Here is a 21,536-nt window from a genome sequence, read left to right as displayed (position 1 = left end):
GGCCGGGCCTCGCGAGGAAGGCCGGTCCGCGACTGATTCCCGGGCTCCGGGACCCCGTGACGGCGCCCGGGGGCCCGACTGCCGACGTACCACCGGGGGGATGCGTCCCCGCCCGGCACGGATGCAACCCCGCAGGGGCACGCCCGTGAACGGGAAACGCCGCTGATTGCTGCCGGCCGCCATCGATCCCATGCCCGGACCCGGGGGGCAGGTCGAGGGGACGGCCGGGGTGAACCTGACCTCGGTCTCCGTACGCCGCGCGGCGGCCTTCGCGGCAGCCTCGGCGATCATGAGCGGCGGCGGGATGGCGGTGATCCCGACACCGGCCCCCATGTATCCGTCCATGACGGACCGTAGCCTCTCCGTCTTCCGGGCGAATCCGGCGTTCGCCCGTCCCGAGGAGCACCTGATGACGATCCCGCGCGCCGGTCTCGTCAGCTCGGAGACCAGGGAACGCGAGCTCAACTCGTCCTTCGGCGCGTTCTGCCCGGACGGCGGACGGCGGACGGCGGACAGCGGGCAGGGCCTGAAGATCATCGTCCCGCAGGCCGGCCGCAAGGACCGTAACGCGATAGCGGCCGCCCTGCCCCTCTCGGCCTGGGCGCACCGGCCCGGGCGTCCGCCACGGCGACGGAGCCGCCGGGGCGCGCCCGGGTCGGCGGGATCCGTGGACCCGGTGCCGAGCGACGACCGGCGGTACAGCCGGCACCGACACCCGCACCACTCGGGGATGTGAGTGACCCCTATGTGATCAGGTCGCGGACCGTCTGTTCGGACCAGCGGGGGGCGGCCCCGTGCGAGGAGGCGAGGTAGGTGGCCACGGTGCCCGCATCCCACGCCCCGGTCTCCAGCAGGCCGGAGGCGAGTGCGCGGAGGTAAGCGGGGGCGGGCGCCACCGGGGCCACTTCGCCGACGCCCCACGGCGCGGTGAAGGTGAGTACGGGCCATCCGTCCAACTGCCCCGCGCACACCAGGGTCTCGTACCTTCCGGGCCCCAGCCTGACGACACCCGAGGCGAGAACCCCGCTCAGGTCCAGGTCCTCGCCCGGTTCCCGGTACATCTCCTGCGCGGCGATGTCCGCGAACTGCGACGCCGACACCAGGTGGGCACGGGCGTGGACCCGCCCACGGTGTTCCGGGTCGTAGAAGGCCCGCCCGCCGCCCCAGACCGGGGAGGTCGTGGCGAAGTGAAGGGCGCCCCCGAGGTCCACGGGGACGGACCGACGGGGCAGGCGACGGTCCCGGCACCCCGGATAGACGGTGTCGGTCCCGGAAAGCCGGCCGCCCTCGATGTAGCGGGCGAGCCGGGTCAGGCACATGTTGGAGCCGTACGAGGTGTACCAGACCTGACGGGGGGCGTGGTCCTCCCCGGCTGTGGGCTCGATGGGGCGCGCACCGACCATTTCGTGGACCGCTCCTTCGCGCTCGTGTCCGGCCTCACGCCGTACGGACCGACATGCCGGTCACCGGTCCGGTCCCTCGGCGCCATGACGATCATCGCCGGGGCTGCGGCCATGATCCGCTTCCCGCCCTGACCGAACGTCCCGTCAGGCATTGCGTCACACATTGCGTCACACATTGCGTCACTCATTCCTTCACGCCCCGTCATGTTCTGGATGCGCGGTCGCACGGACAACCACATCCGACCGGGTGAACGGAGCCAGAGGCGCGCGAAACGCAGGTGACGGAGGCGATCACGGGCAACGCGGACACCCGCACCCCCACCGGCGACGGCCCCACCGCGACAGCGATGCGGGACGCGATGTCCGGGATCCGCAAGGGTTTTCGCCGAGGCCAACCGGTGGGTGTCCCACGGCACGGCCATCGCACTCGCCGTCGGCTACTTCCGCGCCGCTGCGCCCCCCGGCGCCGCCGCCCGTCCCTGACCGACGGGACACCCCCCACGGAGCCCTCCCGGGACCGGTGAACGGGGCATCCGTCCGGCGGCCGGGCGTACGCGAAAGGGCCAGTTCGAGAGGATCAAGCCTCCGAACTGGCCCTTTGTGCTGTGCCCCCGGCAGGATTCGAACCTGCGACACCCGCTTTAGGAGAGCGGTGCTCTATCCCCTGAGCTACGAAGGCCAGTGCACACGACAGCGTACCGGATCGCCGTTGCCGAGGGCCTGGGAGATAGGGGTGCGGCTCGGGGTGGATCGTGGGCGGGTGCACGGGGTCACTTGACTTGTGATGTGGATCACAGGAACTGTTCGGCGTGGGCGGACAAGTCAGGAAGTGAACTACTCGATGCATGCCCGCATCCGCGCAGGGGACCCGGAGGCCTTCCGGGAGTTGTTCCGCGACCACGCCCAGCTCGTCTACCGGCACGCGGTGCGGACGACGGGGGACTGGGCCGCGGCGGAGGACGTCGTGTCGTTGACCTTCCTGGAGGCCTGGCGGCTGCGCGAGAAGCTGCGGGACGAAGGGGACAGCCCACGGCCGTGGCTGATGGGGATCGCGGTCAACGTGCTGCGCAACACCGGCCGGGCGGTCCGGCGGCATGAGCGGGCGTTGGCCAGGCTGCCGTTACGGGACGTGCTGCCCGACTTCGCGGACGAGCTGGTCGGCCGGATCACCGACTCCGAGGAGCTGGAGGCGGCGAAGACCGCGTTGGCGCAGTTGCGCAAGGGCGAGCGAGAGGTGTTCGCGCTGTGCGTGTGGTCCGGTCTCGGGTACGCGGAGGCGGCCGAGGCGCTCGGGGTTCCGGTCGGCACCGTGCGGTCCAGGCTCTCGCGGGCCAGATCCCGGCTGCGCAAGCTGACGGACGGGGAGCTGAGGCGCCGACGGGAAAAGACGGAACCGGTCAGGGCGGGCGGACAAGTACAGGGTGGCCGCATCGATGCGGTCCGGTCGAACGAGGAGAGAAGCCGATGAATCGCACCCCTTGGCGGCGGCGCCGAGAGCCGCTCGACCATGCGGAGCTGGCGGGGCTGCTGCCTCCGCCGGGCGATCCGGTGCTGCCCCACGGCCGCCTGACCACGCTCGAGGAGCACCTGATGAACGAGATCCAGCAGGCACGGTCCCAGAAGGCGGCGGAAGCGCAGCCGCGGCCCGTGCTCCTGTTCCCGGCCCTGCCCCCCGAGCCGCCGCGCCGCGGCGGCCGTCGGCTCGCGCTGGTCGGTGCGGCCGTCGCTGTCGCCGTGCTGGCCGGGGTGGCCGGGGCCGTGCAGTTCACGGGGCGGGGGGACGGTGAAGCCGCCGGCCCGCCGGAAGGAGCCGTTCCCGCGTCGATCGTGCAGGTGGCCCAGGGAACGACGGACGGCCTGAGCAGCACGGTCGACCGGATCTCCGGCGCGGCGGAGCGGGAGAAGCTGCCCGAGCCACGGCCGGGCCAGTTCCTCTACATCGAAAGCCAGGTCTCCTGGCTGCAGACGTCGGAGAACGTCGACACGGGGGAGAGCAGGACCTATGTGCAGAAGCTGCACCCCCGCCAGGTGTGGATGTCGCCGGACGGCAGCAAGGGCTGGCTGATCGAGCCGGGCAACGACACCACGTCCGAGGACGGACTGACTCTCGACGATGACCGCGAGGATCCGGCGAGGCCGAGCATAGGCGCGCCCAGTTACGACTATCTGAAGACACTGACCACCGATCCGGACGAGCTGCTGAAGAAGATCTACAAGGAGACGGAGGGGCAGGGCAACACTCCCGACCAGCAGGCCTTCACCACGATCGGCGACCTGGTGATGGAGCAGGTGATGCCGGCGGAGCTGGCCTCGGCGCTGTATCGGGCCGCTGCGAAGATTCCGGGCGTCGTGGTCGTGGACGACACGACCGACGCGGTGGGCCGGCACGGCATCGCCATCGCCCGGACCGACGAGACCTCCGGCGACCGCACCGAGTGGATCTTCGACGCGGAGACCTTCAGCTATCTGGGCGAGCGCACGGTACAGATGCGTGACGCGGAGGGGATCAAGGCAGGCACGGTGATCGGGCACACGGCCATCACGGAGCGAGCGATAGTCGACGCGATGAAGGAAGTCCCGGGTGCCAGGAGCAAGGCATGATCGGGCCGGCTGACGGTTCCTGACGGGACCGGCTGACGATTCTTGACGGGGCCGGGGCGCGGGCATAGCGTCGCCGGGTTGCCGAGTCAGCGCCTGGAGAGGTCGTTCGTGCCGCACACCGACCCCACACCCGCCCCAACCCCGGGTTCCGACGACAAGGCGGCCGCACCCCGTGCCCGTAGCGAGGCGACGCTGACCGCCCCGGGTGCTCCGTTCGCCGTCGTGCGCGCCGAGCACGGTCCGCTCGTCTACGCCAACGGGCCCCGTACGCTCCACGAGTTCGTGGAGACCACCTGGGCCTTCGGAGAGCAGCCGTTCCTGATCGCCGGTGACCGAACCTGCACCTACGCGGAGTTCTTCGCTGCGGCGTCCGCGTTGGCTCGGCGGCTCACCGGGCCGTACGGGCTGCGCTCCGGTGATCGGGCGGTGATCGCGATGCGCAATCACCCGGAGTGGCAGATCGCCTTCTGGGCGGTGCAGATGGCCGGACTCGTCGCCGTTCCGCTCAACACCTGGTGGACCGAGCGGGAGTTCGACCACGCCCTCGCCGACTGCGAGCCGTCGGTGCTGCTGGTCGACGGGGAACAGCTGCCGAAGGTGGCGGACTGGGGGGAGAAGGCCGGGGCACGGTTCGTCGTCTTCCACGACGAGGGGGCCGGAGCCGAAGGGACCGGAATCGGGTGGGTCGGAGTCACAGGGGCAGAAGTCGGAGGGGTCGGACTCCCGGGCAGGGCCGAGCGGTACGCGGACCTGCCCGAGCCCGACCCGCTGTCCGCGCCGCCCGATGTGGAGATCCGGCCCGAGGACGACGCCACGATCCTTTACACCTCCGGCACCACCGGGCGCCCCAAGGGGGCCGTCGCCACACACCTAGCCCAGGCGGGTGCGGCCCTCAACCCGCGCTACCAGGCGGCGGCGTCCGCACTGGGCCGCGGGGTCATCCCGGGGCAGGGGCCGGCGCCCGTCACCCTGATGACGTTCCCCTTCTTCCATGTCGCGGCGTTCACCAGTCTTTACGCCGCGATGGCGGCGGGCGGGACCCTCGTTCTGATGCACAAGTGGGATGCCGACGAGGCGCTGCGGCTGATCCGTGCGCACCGGATCACGCACTACGCGGGTGTCCCGGCCACAGCGCTCCAGTTGCTCGCCGCGGCGGACCGCTCGGGAGACGGTCTGGAGAGTCTGCGGATGCTTAACACAGGTGGCGCGGCGGCTCCGCCGGATCTGGTCGCCCGGCTCACCGCCCGGCACGGCGAGCGCATCGAGCCGCGCAACGGCTACGGCCTGACCGAGACCAGCGGCGGGGTGCTGGCCAACTTCGGTGCCGCCTACCGCGCGCACCCGGAGAGCGTCGGCACCCCGACGCCCGTCACCGAGGTGCGGGTCGCCGGTGCGGCGGGGGAGGAGCTTCCCGACGGTGAGGTCGGTGAGCTGTGGCTCCGCGGCCAGTCGCTGATCCGCGGCTACTGGCGCGACGAGGCGGCGACGGACGAGGCGTTCAGCGGAGGCTGGTTCCGGACGGGCGATCTCGCCGTCGTGCGGGACGGGCGGGTCACCGTCGTCGACCGGATCAAGGACATGGTGATCCGGGGAGGCGAGAACGTGTACTGCGTGGAGGTCGAGGCCGCGTTGCACGACCACCCGGACGTGGAGGACGCGGCAGTGCTCGGTGTCCCCCACCCGGTGCTCGGTGAGGAGGTCGCGGCGGTGGTCCGGCTGCGTGCCGGTGCCGTGGTCTCCGTCGAGGAGCTGCGGGCGCAGGTGGGGCGGGTTCTCGCCGCGTTCAAGGTGCCGGCCCATGTGCTGGTGACTCACGAGCCGCTGCCCCGCAACGCGACGGGGAAGATCCTCAAGCGGGAGCTGCGCGGGCCGGTCCAGGAGCGGGCGCTGAGGCGTGAGGGCTGAGCGCGCCGTCAGGGCCGGGTGATGCGCACCCGGTAGTTCCCGTCGGGCTCCTTCGAGAGCACGGATATGCGTATTCCGTGCGGCCGGTCGGTGAAGGTCTCGCCGGGCTCGAACGGGGCGTCGGAGAGTTCGGCGTGGACGTTGGGCCGCCGGGTGCAGCCGCCGCTGTCCTCGGTGCTGTCCGCGACGGACACCGGGCCCTGGCCGGTGTCCACGTCGGAGCTCACCTTGTAGATGAGGACGCCGGGCCTGCACACCGCTTCGTCGTTGCCCGCGGGGGTCCGTACCTCCACGGCGTAGCCGGACTGGGCGCTGAGCGGCACGAAGGCCAGCTTCGTGCCGCCCTCCGTGGCCAGTGGCTCGAGGACGTGTTCGGTGGTGCTGGGCATGGCGGCGCAGCGGACCTGGCTGTTGTCGAGCCAGCCGAGCTTCCACTTGTGCCAGGCCAGGAGGTCGTTGTTGGCCCCCCAGTCCTCGGACATGATGTCCCAGTGCCCCACGGAGCCGCCGCCCTCCGTCGTGTAGAGGTCGGGCAGTCCGAAGACATGGCCGTTCTCGTGCGGCAGGACCCGGTAACCGGTCTCCGCGTACGATCCCGAGCCGTCGTCCTGACGGCTGTAGACGAAGGACGTGTTGGCGAGCGGTATCCCGTCGGCGAACGGTGCGTCGTCGTTGCCGGAGAAGGTCACCGACAGGACGGTGTCCAGCGCGGAAGGGCCCGCGTTCGGGGTGACCAGGACGTTGACCAGGTCGTACGCCGAGAAGTCGACCTTCGGATCGGCGACGGCCACGAGGTCCTTGACAAGTTTGCGGTAGCCCGGTTCGTACGGTGAGCCACGCTCCATGCCGTACTCCGCGAACGGCAGCGGCATCCGCAGCCAGTCGTTCACGGGTGCGTCCGGTACGTAGGTGAGCCGGCCGTAGGAGCTGGTGCGGAACCAGTCCGAGGTCTGCGGGAAGAATTCCGCGAGCCGGTCCGCCGCCGGTTCCGTCGCCTGCGCGTCCGGGAAGTCGATCATCAGATTGAGGGCGTTGATCTGCCCGGTGGAGCGCGCGTACCCCGGCGGGGTCGGCATGCCCTCCGACATCTGTACGCCCATGGTCGCGGGGATCCGGCACGGGCCGAGGCCGGTCCCCCGAGGTGCGGCCACCGGTCCGGCGGAGGCGCGGCCGGCGACGTGGAGGGTGGAGCTGGCCGAGGCCATGGTGGCGATGACCAGGGCCGTAGCCCCGGCGAGGGCGAGGGGGCGACGGTATCCGCGTATCCGGTGGCGGGGCTGCTGCATAGGGCGTCGCCTTCGGGTCCACGGCAGCCGGCCGGCCCTGACTGCGCTCTGGCGATCAGCCTGTGCCGGGCCGTGGGGGTCCGCTCGCTGGGTGGGCCGGTGGAGGGTTCTGCCCCGCCACACCCTGTGACTCAGGTCACAGAGTGACGGGAAATATCCGGGGATCCTTTCCCCGTTTGACCATGTGTCCCCGCGAAACGGGGAAGTGGTCCCCGGTTGATCCAGGGGTCGCCCACACGTCGAAGGAAGGGCCGCAGTCGTGGAGACCGTCGTCGAAACCGCCTCCTGCGCCGCGCAGCGCCGTACGCCCCGTCCGCGGGCCGACGCCCTGCGCAATCGGGAGCGGATCGTGACGGCCGCTCGTGAGATGTTCGTCGAGTTCGGGCCGGACGTGCCCCTCGACGAGGTCGCACGCCGTGCCGGAGTCGGCAACGCCACGCTCTACCGGAACTTCCCCGACCGTGCCGCGCTCGTCCACGAAGTCGTCCTCTCGGTCACCTCGCGCACCACGGAGCGCGCGCAGGAGGCCGTGGCGGCGGAGTCCGACCCGTTCGCCGCGCTCAGCCGCTTCGTGCACGCGGCGGCAGACGAACGGATCGGCGCCCTGTGCCCGATGCTGTCCGGCGGCTTCGACAAGAGTCATCCCGAACTGCTCGCCGAGCGCCGTCGCCTCGAAGACGTCGTCGAAGGGCTCGTGGAGCGCGCCATGTCCGCGGGGCGGCTGCGCACCGACATCGCCGTCGGTGACGTACTCGTCGCCCTCTCCCAGCTCACCCGGCCGCTGCCCGGCATCGCCTGCCCGAGCATCGACCGGTTCACCCACCGCCATCTGCAGCTCTTCCTGGACGGCCTGGAAGCACCGGCCCGCTCCGAACTGCCCGGATCGGCGGCGACCATGGAGGACCTGCGCCGCGGGAACTGACGCCCGCGCAGCACCAGAGACCCAATAGACCACGGGCCCGAGCGGCCGACAGAACCCACATGAAGCAGGTCGGGGCCTGACCAGCAGGTCCGACCGCCAGTCCGGCGCACCCTCTTCCGGTGGTGCCCGCCGATCCGTCCGCGGGCCGCCTCGCCGGTCCCACGACTCTTCGCGTCCACGCGCATCCTTAGGTGGCTACTCCCATGTCAAAAACAGCCGACGTCCGGCTTCCTGATCCCAGTCGCTGGAAAGCACTGGCGTTCATCGCTCTCGCCCAGCTGATGGTCGTGCTCGACGCGACCATCGTGAACATCGCGCTGCCCTCCGCCCAGACCGACCTGGGTATTTCGGAGGGCAACAAGCAGTGGGTCATCACCGCGTACGCGCTCGCGTTCGGCGGGCTCCTGCTCTTCGGCGGACGCATCGCGGACCTCTGGGGGCGTAAGCGCACGTTCGTGGTCGGCCTGATCGGCTTCGCCGCGGCCTCCGCGATCGGTGGCGCCGCCCAGGGCGAGGCGATGATGTTCGGCTCCCGCGCCCTGCAGGGTGCCTTCGGCGCACTGCTCGCGCCTGCGGCCCTGTCGCTGCTCGCGGTGATGTTCACCGACGCCAAGGAGCGCGCCAAGGCCTTCGGCATCTACGGAGCCATCGCCGGTGGCGGTGGCGCGGTCGGCCTGATCCTGGGCGGCTTCCTCACCGAGTACCTGAACTGGCGCTGGACGTTCTTCGTGAACATCCCGTTCGCGATCGTCGCCGCCGCCGGTGCCTACTTCGTCATCCGTGAGCCGGCCGGGGGCCGTAACCGCTCGCCGCTCGACATCCCCGGCGTCGTCCTGTCCACCCTCGGTCTGGTCGCGCTGGTGTACGGCTTCACGCGCGCCGAGTCGGCCGGCTGGTCCGACTCGCTGACCATCGGCATGTTCATCGCGGCCGCCGTGCTGCTCCTTGCCTTCGTCGTGACCGAGTCGCGCGTCAAGTCTCCGCTGCTGCCGCTGCGTGTCCTGACCGAGCGCAATCGCGGAGGGGTGTACCTCTCCCTGGGCCTCGCCATCATCGCGATGTTCGGGCTCTTCCTCTTCCTGACGTACTACCTGCAGGTCGCGAAGGGATACTCGCCGGTCAAGACCGGTTTCGCGTTCCTCCCGATGATCGCGGGCATGATCATCGGCTCCACCCAGATCGGCACCCGGCTCATGACACGGGTCCCGCCGCGCCTGCTGATGGGCCCCGGATTCCTCGTGGCCGCGATCGGCATGCTGCTGCTGACCCAGCTGGATCTCGACACCTCGTACGCGGGCGTCATCCTGCCGGGCCAGCTGCTGCTCGGCCTGGGCATGGGCACGGCGTTCATGCCGGCCATGTCGCTGGCCACGCACGGCATCGAGCCGCGTGACGCGGGTGTGGCCTCGGCGATGGTGAACACCTCGCAGCAGGTCGGCGGAGCCATCGGTACGGCGCTGCTCAACACGATCGCCGCCGGTGCCACCACCGCGTACATCGCGGACCACGCCGCGGGTGCCACCGACCCGAAGCTGCTGCAGATGCAGGCCATGGTCAGCGGTTTCGCCAGCGCCATCTGGTGCGCGGTGGGCATTCTCGTCGCCGCCTCGGCCATCGCGACGGTGCTGATCAACACCGGGCGTCCGGGCGCCGGAACGGCCGGTTCGGCCGATGGTTCCGGGGAGCGTGCGGACGGTGTCGAGGACGAGTTCAAGATCCCGGTCATCGCACACTGAGTCATGACGGCCGTGACGGCCGTGGTGCGCGCGAGGGGTGTGACGGGCATGAGAGGTGTGGCGGGAGGTGCAGCACCTGGCACCGCCTGACACCCTCTGACGCCCCTGGTACACCCCAGGATCTGCCCTGGCTCCGCTCAGCGGAGCCAGGGCAGATCCGCGTCCGTGCCCTCCGGCTGGAGTCCGGCGGCGATGACCTGCATGATCTCGCCGAGGCTGACCACCTGTTCGGGGGTGAGCCGGGCGAACATCGCGTGGCGCACCGCGTTCACGTGCCCCGGAGCGGATCGGGCGAGCATCTCGAAACCCTCGTCCGTGAGGACCGCGTTCTGACCGCGTTTGTCGGAGGGGCACTCCTCGCGGCGGACCCAGCCGTTCTTCTCCAGCCGGGCGACGGCGTGGGAGAGCCGGGAGCGGGTGATCTTGGCGGCCATGGCCAGCTCGGTCATCCGCATCCGGCGTCTTGGCGCCTGGGAGAGCTGGACGAGCAACCCGTAGTAGACGTGCGGCATGCCGGCGTCGCGCTGCAACTGGCGGTCGAGGTGGTCCTCCATGAGCGTGGTGGCGTGGAGATAGGTGCGCCACACGCTCTGTTCTTCGTCGGTGAGCCAACGAGGCCCGCCGGTGGATGTCGTGGTCATGTACTTCACTGTACGACCTTTTCTTGAAAGTTGAACTAGATAGAGCTAAGGTCTCCGGTAGTAGGAACTTGAAGATTCAAAGAAATGATCTGTCGAATCCCCGGTGCTCGGCTCAGGTGCCTGTTCCCCGGTGCCTGTAGAGAACACATACCTTGATCGGCGGAGGAATGGGAGTGTCATGACTGTCACTACGGAGCGGATGCCGGCCCTCTACCTCTCCCACGGCGCGCCGCCGCTCGCCGACGACCCGGTCTGGCCCGGTGAGCTGGCGGCCTGGTCCGCCGGACTCCCGCTCCCCAAGGCGATCCTGATGGTCTCCGCCCACTGGGAGGAGGCTCCGCTCGCCCTCGGTGCCACCGAGACCCTGCCGCTCGTCTACGACTTCTGGGGTTTCCCGGAGCACTACTACCAGGTGCGGTACGCGGCCCCGGGCGCCCCGAAGCTCGCGGAGGACGTGCGCAAGCTCCTGCGCGCCGCGGGTACGCCGGTGCAGGACGTCCCCGACCGCGGCCTCGACCACGGGGCGTACGTGCCGCTCGTCGAGATGTTCCCGGACGCGGACATCCCCGTACTCCAGATCTCGCTGCCGACGCTGGACCCGCGGAAGCTGATGGACATCGGGCGCAAACTCGCTCCGCTGCGCGACGAGGGTGTGCTGATCGTCGGAAGCGGCTTCTTCACGCACAACCTGGCGGCGCTGCGGCAGCCCGGCACCCCCGGCTGGTCGGCGGAGTTCGACGACTGGGGGCACCGGGCGCTGCAGGCGCAGGACATCGACGCGCTGCTGGACTTCGAACGCAAGTCGCCCGCGGGCAAGCTGGCCCACCCCCGCACCGAGCACTTCGCCCCGCTGTTCGTGACGCTCGGTGCTTCGGAGGATGAACTCGATCAGGGACGCAGTGTCATCGACGGCTTCTGGATGGGTCTGGCGAAGCGCTCGGTCCAGTTCGGCTGAGCATCGGCTTCTCGTACCAGGACACGTCCCAGAACCGGCCGAACTTCCGCCCCACCTCCGTGTACGTCCCGACGTGGTGGAAGCCGAAGGCGTCGTGCATCCGGACGGACGGTTCGTTGGGCTGGGCGATCGCCGCGTACGCGCGGTGGACGTCCTCGCCCGACAGGGCCTCGAAGAGGGCTTTGTAGAGCAGGGTGCCGATGCCCCGGCCCGTGGCGCCCGGCGCGCAGTATGCGCTCACCTCGACCGAGGTGCTGTACGCCGCCTTCGGCCGGTACGGGCTGCTGGTGGCATAACCGAGTACCACGGGCGCGTTGTCCGACGTACTGACGTCCGAGGCAACCAGCAGCCGGTACGGGCCGTCCTCGGGGTGTGAGCGCAACCACGGCAGACGTTCGGCCGGTGTGAAGGCCGATGTGTCGAATGTGAGTGCGGTCTCACGGACGTAGTGGTTGTAGATGGCGGTCAGAGCCTCAAGATCAGCTTCCGTGCCGGGTCTGACCTGCACTTCTGTGGGTATCTGGGCCATCTGTCCTCCTGTCGGGGCGGACAGGGTACTGCATGATCTCGAAGGCGAATGGTCGCCGTGGGAATTCTGTCCGGATTCCAGTCGTTGTTTCCATCGGATGCAGGGCACCCGGAAGGGTGTCGCGACCTACTCAGCAAGGGAGCTCGCATGGCAACCCGTGCCGTCGCTCGTCGTTCGTCCGCCAGTTCTGGCGGGACCGACCGGGCAAGCAGTGTTCGCGCCGTGGGCGGGGAGATCGCCGATCGCGACCTGGTCGGCATGTACCTGGACGAGATCGCCCGCACACCGCTGCTCGACGCCGCCAAGGAGGTCGAGCTCTCACAGACGATCGAGGCCGGCGTATTCGCCCGGCAGATCCTCGACGGCCAGGTGGAGAGCGAGGCCGGCGGAGCGAAGCGCAAGGAGCTGGAGGCGCTGGTTGCCGACGGCGAGCGCGCCAAGGACGTATTCATCCGTTCCAATCTCCGGCTCGTCGTCGCCGTGGCCCGGCGCTACCCGAGGGCCGGCCTGCCGCTGCTCGACCTGATCCAGGAGGGCAACGCCGGCCTGGTGCGTGCGGTCGAGAAGTTCGACTACGCCAAGGGCTTCAAGTTCTCCACGTACGCCACGTGGTGGATCCGCCAGGCCATCACCCGCTCGATAGCCGATCAGTCGCGCACCATCCGGCTCCCCGTCCACCTCGTGGAGGAGCTCGGCCGGATCCGACGGGTCCAGCGCGAGTTCAACCGCGAACACGGGCGCGACCCGGAGCACGCGGAGATCGCGGCCGAGCTGGACTCCAACGCCGAGCGGGTCGGCAACGTCCTGGACTGGGCCCGTGACCCGGTCAGTCTCAACATGTCCGTCGACGACAGCGGGGACACCCAGTTCGGCGATCTGCTGGAGGACACCTCCGCGGTGTCCCCCGAGCAGTCCGTGATGACGCTGCTGCGCAGCGAGGAGCTCGAAGACCTGATCGGCAAGCTCGACAACAGGACCGCCTCCATCATCCGCATGCGGTACGGGATCGAGGACGGCCGTGAGCGGACCCTCACCGAGGTGGGCAAGCAGCACGGTCTGACGCGGGAGCGGATCCGCCAGATCGAGAAGCACGCATTGCTCGAATTGAAGCGAATGGCTCACGACACGGGCTTTGACGCTGCGGCGTGAGCCAATAACCCGTAATCTCCCCATCAAGCCGGTTCGCACCGGCCCGACGACCGGTCCCGTACCGGTCCCCTGAGCTGAGTCCCGGCGCCCACCCCCCCCGGCGCCGGGGCTCATTCATTTCCGCTCACCCGGATCCGGCCGACGAGGCGCGGGTCAGACGGGCGCCCAGTCCGCTCAGATACTCCACCAGCCGCGGCGGCCCGTGCGCCTCGAACTCGCAGTCCACCAGAGCCAGCCGCAGTGCCACCCACTCCAGCGAGTCCGAGGTGACCGTGCGCAGCCGGCAACTGCCCGCGCCGGTCGGCTCCACCGCGCCGAGGATCGCGGGCAGCCGTGCCGTCACGAAGTCCGCCGGTGCCCGGAAGCTCACATCGATCCGGAGCTCCGGCTGCATCCTGGTCATCGACCGGGCGATGAACTCAGCCGCGTCCCCGTTCTCGGTGGGCAGCTCGCGCGGGGTGAAGCGGGCCCCGGTGGCGAACGGCTCGTTCACCCGGTCCACCCGGAAGGTGCGCCAGTCCTCGCGGTCCATGTCGTACGCGACGAGATACCAGCGGCTGCCCGTGCTCACCAGCCGGTACGGCTCGACCTGGCGCTTCGACGCGGTGCCGTCCCCCGCGCGGTAGCCGAAGCGCAGCCGCTCCCGCCCGGTGGCCGCCGAGGCGATCACCGTGAGGGTCCGGGGGTCGATGGTCGAGCCGTCGCCGCGGGTCAGCGGCACCGTCGCCCTCTGCAACGAGGAGACCCGCTGCCGCAGCCGTGACGGAAGCACCTGTTCCAGCTTGGCCAGCGCCCGCACCGAAGCCTCGTCGACCCCCTCGATGGCATGCCCGGCCCCGGCCCTCAGTCCCACCGCGATGGCCACCGCCTCCTCGTCGTCCAGCAGGAGGGGCGGCATGGCGCTGCCCGCCACCAGGCGGTAGCCGCCGATGGAGCCGCGGGACGCCTCGACCGGGTATCCGAGGTCGCGAAGCCGGTCGATGTCTCGGCGGATCGTGCGGGGGCTGACGTCGAGCCGCTCGGCCAGCTCGCTGCCCGGCCACTCGCGCGGGGTCTGGAGGAGCGACAGCAGATTCAGCAGTCGTGCCGGAGTGTCCGTCATGGGTCCAGGATGCCGGTGCATCAGGACACGATCTGACCTAATGGACTCCTAACTTCTTCCTATGACTTCTTCCGAATCTCTGCCGTCCACGGCAGCCGCCCACACGGCGCCCACGGGGCCGGACGCCCCGCAGGACCGTGCGGACCGGCGCCGCTGGTTCGCGCTCGCGATCGTGATGACCGCGGCCTTCATGGACCTGGTCGATGTCACGATCGTCAATATCGCCATCCCGAGCATCACCCGGGACACCGGTGCCTCGTTCTCCGAGATCCAGTGGATCACCGCCGGGTACGCCCTGGCCTTCGCAGCCGGCCTGATCACGGGCGGACGGCTCGGTGACATCTACGGCCGCAAGCGGATCTTCCTCATCGGGATCGGCGGCTTCACGATCGCCTCCGCCCTCTGCGGCTTCGCCGGGAACCCGGAGATGCTGGTCGCCTCACGCATCCTGCAGGGCGGCATGGCCGCACTGATGGTGCCCCAGGTCCTGTCGATCGTGCACGCCACCTTCCCGGCACACGAACGCGGCAAGGTCTTCGGCCTCTTCGGTGCGATCGTCGGGCTCGGCGCGGTCTCCGGACCGCTGCTCGGCGCGCTGCTCACCGAGTGGAATCTCTTCGGCCTGGAGTGGCGGCCGATCTTCCTGATCAACCTGCCGGTCGGTATCGCCGGACTGATCCTGGGACGCAAGTTCATCAGCGAGTCCAAGGCACCGAAGGCGCTGCGTCTCGACCTGGCCGGTGTGTTCATGGTGACGCTGGGCCTGCTCATGCTGCTCTACCCGCTGACCCGGGGACGCGAGCTGGGCTGGCCGGTGTGGGGGTACGTCTCGATGGCCTCCAGCCTCCTGGTCTTCGCGGCGCTCATCGCGTACGAACGGCAGAAGGCGAGCAAGGACGGCTCCCCGCTCATCGAGCTGTCGCTGTTCCGGGTGAAGAGCTTCGCCGCGGGCATCGCCGTACAGATGACCTTCGGTCTGGTCCTCGGCGTCTTCTTCCTGGTGTGGACGCTCTACATGCAGATGGGGCTCGGCTGGAGCGCGCTGCGGGCGGGCACCACCGGGATCCCGTTCTCGATCTCCGTCTCGGTGGCCGCCGGCATCTCCGTACAGAAGCTGGTGCCCCGCTTCGGCCGCAAGGTTCTCCAGTCGGGCGCGCTGCTGATGATCGCCGGGCTGCTGGTCTACATCGCCGAGGCCGAGCGGTACGGCCTGGCCATCACCCCCTGGCAGATGATCGTGCCACTGGTGATCATGGGCGCGGGTATGGGACTGATCGTGGCCCCGCTGACCGACGCGGTGCTCTCCGGGGTGCCGAAGGAGCACTCGGGATCGGCGTCCGGGCTGATCAACACCGTGCAGCAGATGGGTACGGCGCTGGGGCTCGGTCTCGTGTCCGTCGTCTTCTTCGGATCCATCGGCGAGGACCTGGCACCGCGGGAGATGGGACCGGCCTTCGTGAACGCGTTCCAGCAGTCCCTGTGGTGGGTGGCCGGAGTGCTCACGGTGATCTTCCTCGTGATGTTCGCCCTGCCGGCCAAGCCGCAACTGCACCTGGAGGGCGGCGACGACAAGGCCCCGGTGCCGGACGCCGAGGCCACCAAGGAGCCCGCCCTTTCGCACTGATCCGCACCACGCGGTCACTGCGGCCCGCGACCCCGGCCCGCCGGCCCTCGCCCGTCCGTCCCGTTCCCGGGGCGGACGGGCGATCGCGTTCCACGCGCCGTGCCCTTACGGGTCAGCAGATCCTGGTGCGGTTCTCCATGGCACGGCGTGCGGTGTCCTCGTCCCCGTACACCTCGCACATGTGACGGCCGTCGGGCGTCGCCGTGTGCTCGACCTCCCACAGGCTCGTCTCGCTGCCGTCCAGCAGCAGGAAGGCGTGCTCGTAGAGCGTGAATCCGGCGTCGCGGCCTTCGACGCGGCACTGGCGGCCGAAGATCTGCGTGATGTGGTGGGCGAAGGCGGCCCGGAGCAGTCCCGCTGTGTCGGCGCCCGGCCGGTCGCTGTTCTCCGCGCGCCGAAGGACCCGGCGGGCATGGTCCGCCGAATTGTCCGGGGCGTACACACGGGGGAGGGGCGCCGGAGGGGCGGACATCAGCAGCGTGAGGACGTCCAGGTCACCCCGCAGGTTCTCGTCGCCGAAGGCCGGGGTGTCCCAGAAGGTGCCCGCGAGCCGTGCGGCGGCGATCTGGGCCTCCCCCTCGTCGTCGTACAGCTCGTGCCGGCGGGGGACCGAGAGGTCCCGGCCGCCGCCGTGCACCAGCTCCCACAGGGTGAGCGCGGTGCCGTCGGCGAGCAGATACGTGTGCCGGTAGGTCTCACGGTGCAGAACGGCACTGTGATGGGACGAATGCAGGGCACTGCTGTGCGCCAGGGCCGTCCCGAGACGGTCGACCGTGGTGTCGGACAGATCGAAGGAGTTGAGGGCGCATCGCAGGAGTCGCTCGAGGTGCTGCTCGGTTGTCTCGTACGGATCGCTCAAGGTGCTGTCTCCAGGCCGTCGCCGCGTGTTACTCGATGCGTGCATAACGTAGTCCCTGGGTCTGACATCGTGACCGGGGTTAGCAAAAAACGTACGACGCACGCAGAAAGTTCCCGGGCGGTCAGGACGCGCCGTAGAGATCGTCGTACGACGGGAACGCGCCCCCCGGGCCGTCGACTCCCCGTGCGGCCCGGACGGCCTTCACGACGGCGCTGGCCAGCGCGTCCGCACCCGCGGACAGGATGTCGTTCAGCTCGGCCACGGGCTCCGAGGACAACGGCCGCCGGCCGGTCGCCAGGGTGAACACGGTGTCCCCGTCGGACAGCAGATGGACCGGCCGCACGGCGCGCGCCAGTCCGTCGTGCGCCGTGCCCGCGAGCTTCTGCGCCTGGGCGCGGGTGAGGGCGGCGTCCGTGGCGACGACGGCGATCGTGGTGTTGAAGGGCCTGCCCCCCTTGGCCTCCCGGATCCCGGCCAGCCGCCGGCCTGCGGCCTCGTGGATCTCGCGAGCGGGCTGTACGGGTGGTTCCCCGGCGCCGTACTCCCCGTACAGCACCCCGGTGCGCGGATCGATCACGGAGCCCGCCGCGTTCACCACGGCCAGCGCCGCGACCGTGGTCCCGGAGGGCAGCCGCACGCTCGCCGTGCCGACACCGCCCTTGATCTGTCCGGCCACCGCACCCGTGCCCGCCCCCACCGTTCCCTCGGCGACGGGCGCCCCCTCCGCCGACGCGGCGGCGGCCTCCACGGCGGACCGGCCGGTCGAGGCGTCGGGGCGGGCCCGCCAGTCACCGCCCCGGCCCAGGTCGAACAGGCATGCGGCCGGAACGACCGGCACCACCTGGGAGGGATCGGGGCCGACCCGGACCCCACGCCCCTGCTCCTCCAGCCAGGCCATCACACCGGACGCGGCGTCCAAGCCGTACGCACTGCCGCCGGTGAGGACCACGGCGTCGACCCGCTGCACCAGATTGCGCGGGTCGAGTGCGTCCGTCTCCCTCGTGCCGGGCCCACCGCCGCGGACGTCGACGGCGGCGACGGCACCGCCCATCGGCGCGAGGACGACGGTGGTCCCGCTCAGCGCGCCCTCGCCGGGCACCCGGGCGTGCCCGACCCGGATCCCCGCCACATCGGTCAGCGCGTCCAGTGGCCCCGAAGCGGGCATGTCCTCGGCCATGGCGAACTCCTTCTGGGGTGTGTGGCGATGCCGGATGTGAGGCGACGCCGTGCCCCGCGAACGTACCGCCGCCGGACCTGCGGGTTGCGGGCCACCTGAGCGACGCGCTCACCCCTCCGATGCCTATAACGGGACCAAACGCACCGTGCGGACCTACGGTGGCCCGGTGACCGAGCCACCAGAAGCGCCGACCGCCGAGCAGCCCGATCCCGGCGCCCCCGCCGACCCTCCCGGCGAGGCCGACGGCCGGAAACGAGGTCCGGGACCCGTGCTCGCGGCGCGGGCCGCCGCTGCCGTCCCGCGCTCCGTCACCGGACGGGCGACGCTGGCCGGTGTCCTCGTCTCCGGCCTGCTGATCCTGGCGATCGTGTTCGGCAGCCGCCTGCTGCGCAACTTCGACTCGGCTCTCCTCCCGTACGCCGTGGCCACCGTCTTCCTCGCATTCGGCGTCGCCTACCGCTACACGGTCTGGATCTCCGCTCCCGGTGCCCGGCGCCTCTTCACGCAAGGCCGGCGCAGCCTGTTCTCGGCCGAGAACTTCCGCAAGGCACCCACAGCCCTGCCGAAGATGATCGCGACGTACCTGGGCTTCCAGAAGTTCCTCGGCGCCCGGTCGCACGCCCGCTGGGCCGCCCATCAACTGATCTTCTGGGGCTGCATCCTCGCGTCCCTGATCACCTTCCCGCTGACCTGGGGCTGGTTCACCTTCACCTCCGGCAACGGCTCGGGGCCCGGCTACGAGATGCGTATCTGGGGCGTCAAGATCCTCGGATTCGACTCGCTGAACTTCGTCGGCTGGGTGATGTTCCACGGCCTGGATCTCGCCGCCGTGCTGGTCATCCCGGGCGCCGCCTACTTCCTGTGGCGCCGGATGAAGGACCGCGGCGCCATGACCGGACAGCGGTTCGCCTACGACCTGGTCCCGCTGCTCGCCCTGATCATCATCTCGGTGACCGGCCTGCTGCTCACCTTCTCCTCGATCTTCCTGCACGGCGGCGGTTACGAGTTCCTGGCGATCCTCCACATGGTGTCGGTGGTCTTCACCCTCATCTACATCCCGTTCGGGAAGTTCTTCCACATCGTCCAGCGCCCGGCAGCGGTCGGCATGCAGCTCTTCAAGTACACGTCGCGCCAGGGCGACGAGGTCTTCGCCTGCCGGCGCTGTGAGGAGCCCATCGACACCGGGGCGTACGTCGAGAACCTCCGCGGCACCATGCGTGACCTCGAGCTCGGCTTCGACGAGTGGGCCGAATACTGCCCGCGCTGCAAGCGGGTGCTGCGCGGCAGCGCTTATCTCTCCCAGGTGAAGAAGGGCTTCCAGTGACCGCGGACCCACGCGCAGCCGACGGCCGTACCGTCCTCCCCCTCGACCCCTCCCTCGCCCCGCCGGGCTCCCAGGGCTTCCGGGACGCGGGCGGCATCCCGGCCGACAAATGGCACGCCGACCAGAACGGCGAGACGCTCGTCCCCACCCACTGCTGCTTCTGCGGGGTCCAGTGCGGGATGTACCTCCGCGTGGACCGCGGGGGCAAGGTCTTCGGCGTGGAGCCCCGCAACCACGACATCAACCGCATGCGGCTCTGCCCCAAGGGCATCAACGCCTACCAGCAGGTCAACCACCCAGACCGCCTCACCGCCCCCCTCATGCGCCGCTCCCGGGACGAGGAACTGCGTGAGGTCTCCTGGGACGAGGCACTCGACTTCACCGTCTCCGAGATCAAGCGCATCCAGGAGGCCCACGGGAGGGACGCCGTCGGTGTGCTGGGCGGGGCCAGTCTCTTCTCCGAGAAGACGTATCTGGTCGGAAAGTTCGCCCGGGTGGCGCTCAGGACCAGGCACGTCGACTACAACGGCCGGCTCTGCATGGTCAGCGCGGCGGGCGCCAACAAGCTCGCCTTCAACATCGACCGGGCCGGCAACCCGTTCTCCGACATCCTGCTCACCGACTGCCTGCTGCTCGCCGGAGCCAACGTCGGCGAGTGCTTCCCCGTGCTGACCCAGTACGTCTGGGGGGCCCGGGACCGTGGCGCCACCTTGATCGTGGTCGACCCGCGCGAGACGGCGGTCGCCCGCACCGCCGACATCCATGTCGCGCTCAAGTCGGGCACCGACTCGGCCTTCTTCAACTCCGTGCTGAGCGTGGTGATCGAGGAGGGCCTCACCGACGAGAACTACCTCGCCGCCCACGCCGACGGGTGGGAGGAGGTCAAGGCCAATGCCGCGCTGTACCCCCCTTCCCGCGCCGCCGAGATCTGCGGGATCCCCGCGGAACAGGTCGTCCAGGTCGCCCGCGCGTTCGCCCGCGCGCCCAAGGCCATGGCCTTCCACGCCCGGGGCATCGAGCACCACACGCAGGGCGTGGAGAACTGCCTCAGCGTGATCAACCTCTGTACCGCCACCGGCCACATCGGCAAGCCCGGCGCCGGCTACGGCACCCTCACCGGTCAGGGAAACGGTCAGGGGGGCCGTGAACACGGCCAGAAGTCGGACCTCCTCCCCGGTGGCCGCTCGATCCTCAACGAGGAGCACCGCCGGCAGATCTGCGAGATCTGGGGCATCGAGGAGTCCGAACTCCCGGCCGCGGGTACGTCGATGATGGAGATGGTCTGGCAGATGCAGCGCCGGGAGATCCGCGGCCTGATCGGCATCTGCAACAACCCCTTCGTCTCCCTCCCCAACTACGCCGTGGTCAAGGACGGGTACGACACCGCCGAGTTCCACGCCCAGTTCGACTTCTTCCTCTCCGAGACCGCGGCCAACGCGCACGTGGTCTTCCCCGTCACCATCTGGGCCGAGGACGAGGGAGTGATGGCCAACGCCGAGGCGAGGGTCGTCAAGCACAACAAGGCCCAGGAACCGCCGGCGGGTGTGCGGACCGACACCTGGGTGATGTGCGAGATCGCCCGGCGTCTCGGCGCCGGGGACAAATTCGCCTTCAGCGGTTCCCGTGAGGTCTTCGACGAGCTGCGCAGGGCCTCCGCGGGCACGATCATCGACTACTCCGGCATCACCTACGAACGGCTCGAGGAGACCGGCGGGATCTCCTGGCCCTGCCCCTCCACCGACCACCCGGGAACCCCCCGGCTGTTCGAGGACGGCACGACCTACCACGCCGACGGCAAGATCCACATGCAGGTCGTCGAGTGGCATCCCCCGGCGGACCCGTACGACGACGAACACCCGATGATCCTGACCACCGGACGCACCGTCGCGCACTTCCTCTCCGGCAACCAGACCCGCAGGCTGGGCGCCCTCGTCGAGCAGACTCCTCGTCCCTGGGCGGAGGTCCATCCCTCCCACGGATTCCGCAACGGCGAACCCGTCCGGGTCGTGACCCGGCGCGGCAGCGAGGTCTTCCCCGCCCTGGTGACCGAGGCGATCCGGCCGGACACGGTGTTCATCCCGTACCACTGGCCCGTCCCCACCGCGGCGAACGCGCTCACCATCGACGCCCTCGACCCACGATCCAAGATCCCCGAGTACAAGGTCTGCGCGTGCCGCATCGAGCACGCGGCCGAGATCGACGAGGTCCCCGCGCCCCCGGTCGCGCCCGGCCACGTCGCCTACCCCGAGACCCAGGTCTCCCGTACCGACCCGTTGCCGCCCACAGCCCCCCAGGGCCGCGGCACCTCGGAGAGGGGCTGATG

General features: G+C 70.1%; 18 protein-coding genes and 1 tRNA gene. 11 read left to right on the top strand and 8 right to left on the bottom strand.

What is annotated here, in order from left to right; genetic code table 11:
- Positions 1-190: 190 nt before the first annotated feature.
- Positions 191-736 (top strand): hypothetical protein, encoded by a 546-nt coding sequence (locus ACFWVP_RS14265; protein ID WP_384496515.1) that lies wholly within the window; start codon positions 191-193, stop codon positions 734-736.
- Between the two features lie 7 nt (positions 737-743).
- Here the strand turns inward: ACFWVP_RS14265 and ACFWVP_RS14260 are convergent, their stop codons facing one another.
- Positions 744-1,403: a histone deacetylase gene (locus tag ACFWVP_RS14260; RefSeq protein ID WP_384496514.1), complete on the bottom strand. Its 660-nt coding sequence runs from the start codon at positions 1,401-1,403 to the stop codon at positions 744-746.
- A 606-nt stretch (positions 1,404-2,009) separates the two neighbouring features.
- A tRNA-Arg gene (locus tag ACFWVP_RS14255) sits at positions 2,010-2,082 on the bottom strand.
- 162 nt (positions 2,083-2,244) lie between these two features.
- On the opposite strand from ACFWVP_RS14255, the gene ACFWVP_RS14250 reads away from it, so the two are divergent.
- The 3 genes from ACFWVP_RS14250 to ACFWVP_RS14240 all read left to right on the top strand — a co-directional run bounded on the left by ACFWVP_RS14250 (position 2,245) and on the right by ACFWVP_RS14240 (position 5,909).
- Positions 2,245-2,871: an RNA polymerase sigma factor gene (locus ACFWVP_RS14250; RefSeq protein ID WP_384496513.1), complete on the top strand. Its 627-nt coding sequence runs from the start codon at positions 2,245-2,247 to the stop codon at positions 2,869-2,871.
- On the top strand, positions 2,868-4,004 hold the full coding sequence (locus ACFWVP_RS14245) for a CU044_5270 family protein (RefSeq protein WP_384496511.1): 1,137 nt from the start codon (positions 2,868-2,870) through the stop codon (positions 4,002-4,004). Before ACFWVP_RS14250 ends, ACFWVP_RS14245 begins: the two co-directional genes overlap by 4 nt.
- Before the next feature lie 108 nt (positions 4,005-4,112).
- Positions 4,113-5,909, top strand: a complete 1,797-nt coding sequence (locus tag ACFWVP_RS14240) for a class I adenylate-forming enzyme family protein (protein WP_384496546.1) — start codon at positions 4,113-4,115, stop codon at positions 5,907-5,909.
- Positions 5,910-5,917: 8 nt separating this feature from the next.
- On the opposite strand, the gene ACFWVP_RS14235 is transcribed toward ACFWVP_RS14240, so the two are convergent.
- The gene (locus tag ACFWVP_RS14235) at positions 5,918-7,195 is read right to left on the bottom strand and encodes a M6 family metalloprotease domain-containing protein (protein ID WP_384496509.1); all 1,278 of its coding nucleotides are present in this window, start codon (positions 7,193-7,195) and stop codon (positions 5,918-5,920) included.
- Between the two features lie 259 nt (positions 7,196-7,454).
- Between ACFWVP_RS14235 and ACFWVP_RS14230 the strand changes: the two genes are divergently transcribed.
- Both ACFWVP_RS14230 and ACFWVP_RS14225 read left to right on the top strand, forming a co-directional pair.
- Positions 7,455-8,117 (top strand): TetR/AcrR family transcriptional regulator, encoded by a 663-nt coding sequence (locus ACFWVP_RS14230; protein WP_384496507.1) that lies wholly within the window; start codon positions 7,455-7,457, stop codon positions 8,115-8,117.
- Positions 8,118-8,320: 203 nt separating this feature from the next.
- On the top strand, positions 8,321-9,853 hold the full coding sequence (locus ACFWVP_RS14225) for an MFS transporter (RefSeq protein WP_384496505.1): 1,533 nt from the start codon (positions 8,321-8,323) through the stop codon (positions 9,851-9,853).
- A 137-nt stretch (positions 9,854-9,990) separates the two neighbouring features.
- On the opposite strand, the gene ACFWVP_RS14220 is transcribed toward ACFWVP_RS14225, so the two are convergent.
- Positions 9,991-10,503 carry a MarR family winged helix-turn-helix transcriptional regulator gene (locus tag ACFWVP_RS14220; protein WP_384496503.1) on the bottom strand — a complete coding sequence of 171 codons (513 nt, stop codon included), beginning with the start codon at positions 10,501-10,503 and terminating at the stop codon, positions 9,991-9,993.
- Positions 10,504-10,672: 169 nt separating this feature from the next.
- On the opposite strand from ACFWVP_RS14220, the gene ACFWVP_RS14215 reads away from it, so the two are divergent.
- Complete coding sequence (locus tag ACFWVP_RS14215; protein WP_384496501.1) at positions 10,673-11,449, top strand: dioxygenase; 777 nt, start codon at positions 10,673-10,675, stop codon at positions 11,447-11,449.
- On the opposite strand, the gene ACFWVP_RS14210 is transcribed toward ACFWVP_RS14215, so the two are convergent.
- On the bottom strand, positions 11,397-11,978 hold the full coding sequence (locus ACFWVP_RS14210; protein WP_384496499.1) for a GNAT family N-acetyltransferase: 582 nt from the start codon (positions 11,976-11,978) through the stop codon (positions 11,397-11,399). The two genes, ACFWVP_RS14215 and ACFWVP_RS14210, sit on opposite strands and share 53 nt — an antisense overlap.
- Positions 11,979-12,125: 147 nt before the next feature.
- Between ACFWVP_RS14210 and ACFWVP_RS14205 the strand changes: the two genes are divergently transcribed.
- Positions 12,126-13,127: an RNA polymerase sigma factor RpoD/SigA gene (locus ACFWVP_RS14205; protein ID WP_384496498.1), complete on the top strand. Its 1,002-nt coding sequence runs from the start codon at positions 12,126-12,128 to the stop codon at positions 13,125-13,127.
- A 124-nt stretch (positions 13,128-13,251) separates the two neighbouring features.
- On the opposite strand, the gene ACFWVP_RS14200 is transcribed toward ACFWVP_RS14205, so the two are convergent.
- The gene (locus ACFWVP_RS14200) at positions 13,252-14,229 is read right to left on the bottom strand and encodes a helix-turn-helix transcriptional regulator (RefSeq protein ID WP_384496496.1); all 978 of its coding nucleotides are present in this window, start codon (positions 14,227-14,229) and stop codon (positions 13,252-13,254) included.
- Between the two features lie 61 nt (positions 14,230-14,290).
- Between ACFWVP_RS14200 and ACFWVP_RS14195 the strand changes: the two genes are divergently transcribed.
- Positions 14,291-15,853 (top strand): MFS transporter, encoded by a 1,563-nt coding sequence (locus ACFWVP_RS14195; protein WP_384496494.1) that lies wholly within the window; start codon positions 14,291-14,293, stop codon positions 15,851-15,853.
- Between the two features lie 112 nt (positions 15,854-15,965).
- Here the strand turns inward: ACFWVP_RS14195 and ACFWVP_RS14190 are convergent, their stop codons facing one another.
- Both ACFWVP_RS14190 and ACFWVP_RS14185 read right to left on the bottom strand, forming a co-directional pair.
- Positions 15,966-16,712 carry a DUF6227 family protein gene (locus ACFWVP_RS14190; RefSeq protein WP_384496492.1) on the bottom strand — a complete coding sequence of 249 codons (747 nt, stop codon included), beginning with the start codon at positions 16,710-16,712 and terminating at the stop codon, positions 15,966-15,968.
- Positions 16,713-16,833: 121 nt separating this feature from the next.
- A complete protein-coding gene (locus ACFWVP_RS14185; protein WP_384496490.1) occupies positions 16,834-17,889 on the bottom strand; it encodes a P1 family peptidase in 1,056 nt (351 codons plus the stop codon).
- A gap of 166 nt (positions 17,890-18,055) precedes the next feature.
- On the opposite strand from ACFWVP_RS14185, the gene ACFWVP_RS14180 reads away from it, so the two are divergent.
- Together ACFWVP_RS14180 and ACFWVP_RS14175 are read left to right on the top strand one after the other, a co-directional pair.
- Positions 18,056-19,213, top strand: coding sequence for an MFS transporter (locus tag ACFWVP_RS14180; protein ID WP_384496489.1), 1,158 nt, complete (start codon positions 18,056-18,058; stop codon positions 19,211-19,213).
- Positions 19,210-21,534, top strand: a complete 2,325-nt coding sequence (locus ACFWVP_RS14175; RefSeq protein ID WP_384496487.1) for a molybdopterin oxidoreductase family protein — start codon at positions 19,210-19,212, stop codon at positions 21,532-21,534. The genes ACFWVP_RS14180 and ACFWVP_RS14175 overlap by 4 nt, the downstream gene beginning before the upstream one ends.
- The last annotated feature ends 2 nt before the right edge of the window (positions 21,535-21,536 follow it).

This window comes from Streptomyces sp. NPDC058637 (assembly GCF_042717325.1).
Lineage (GTDB): Bacteria > Actinomycetota > Actinomycetes > Streptomycetales > Streptomycetaceae > Streptomyces.
This window is presented reverse-complemented; position numbering and strand designations above follow the sequence as displayed.

Coding starts and splice junctions, on each gene's coding strand:
- ACFWVP_RS14265 (WP_384496515.1), top strand. CDS start 191: ATGCCCGGACCCGGGGGGCAGGTCGAGGGGACGGCCGGGGTGAACCTG.
- ACFWVP_RS14260 (WP_384496514.1), bottom strand. CDS start 1,403: ATGGTCGGTGCGCGCCCCATCGAGCCCACAGCCGGGGAGGACCACGCC.
- ACFWVP_RS14250 (WP_384496513.1), top strand. CDS start 2,245: ATGCATGCCCGCATCCGCGCAGGGGACCCGGAGGCCTTCCGGGAGTTG.
- ACFWVP_RS14245 (WP_384496511.1), top strand. CDS start 2,868: ATGAATCGCACCCCTTGGCGGCGGCGCCGAGAGCCGCTCGACCATGCG.
- ACFWVP_RS14235 (WP_384496509.1), bottom strand. CDS start 7,195: ATGCAGCAGCCCCGCCACCGGATACGCGGATACCGTCGCCCCCTCGCC.
- ACFWVP_RS14225 (WP_384496505.1), top strand. CDS start 8,321: ATGTCAAAAACAGCCGACGTCCGGCTTCCTGATCCCAGTCGCTGGAAA.
- ACFWVP_RS14215 (WP_384496501.1), top strand. CDS start 10,673: ATGACTGTCACTACGGAGCGGATGCCGGCCCTCTACCTCTCCCACGGC.
- ACFWVP_RS14210 (WP_384496499.1), bottom strand. CDS start 11,978: ATGGCCCAGATACCCACAGAAGTGCAGGTCAGACCCGGCACGGAAGCT.
- ACFWVP_RS14205 (WP_384496498.1), top strand. CDS start 12,126: ATGGCAACCCGTGCCGTCGCTCGTCGTTCGTCCGCCAGTTCTGGCGGG.
- ACFWVP_RS14200 (WP_384496496.1), bottom strand. CDS start 14,229: ATGACGGACACTCCGGCACGACTGCTGAATCTGCTGTCGCTCCTCCAG.
- ACFWVP_RS14195 (WP_384496494.1), top strand. CDS start 14,291: ATGACTTCTTCCGAATCTCTGCCGTCCACGGCAGCCGCCCACACGGCG.
- ACFWVP_RS14185 (WP_384496490.1), bottom strand. CDS start 17,889: ATGGCCGAGGACATGCCCGCTTCGGGGCCACTGGACGCGCTGACCGAT.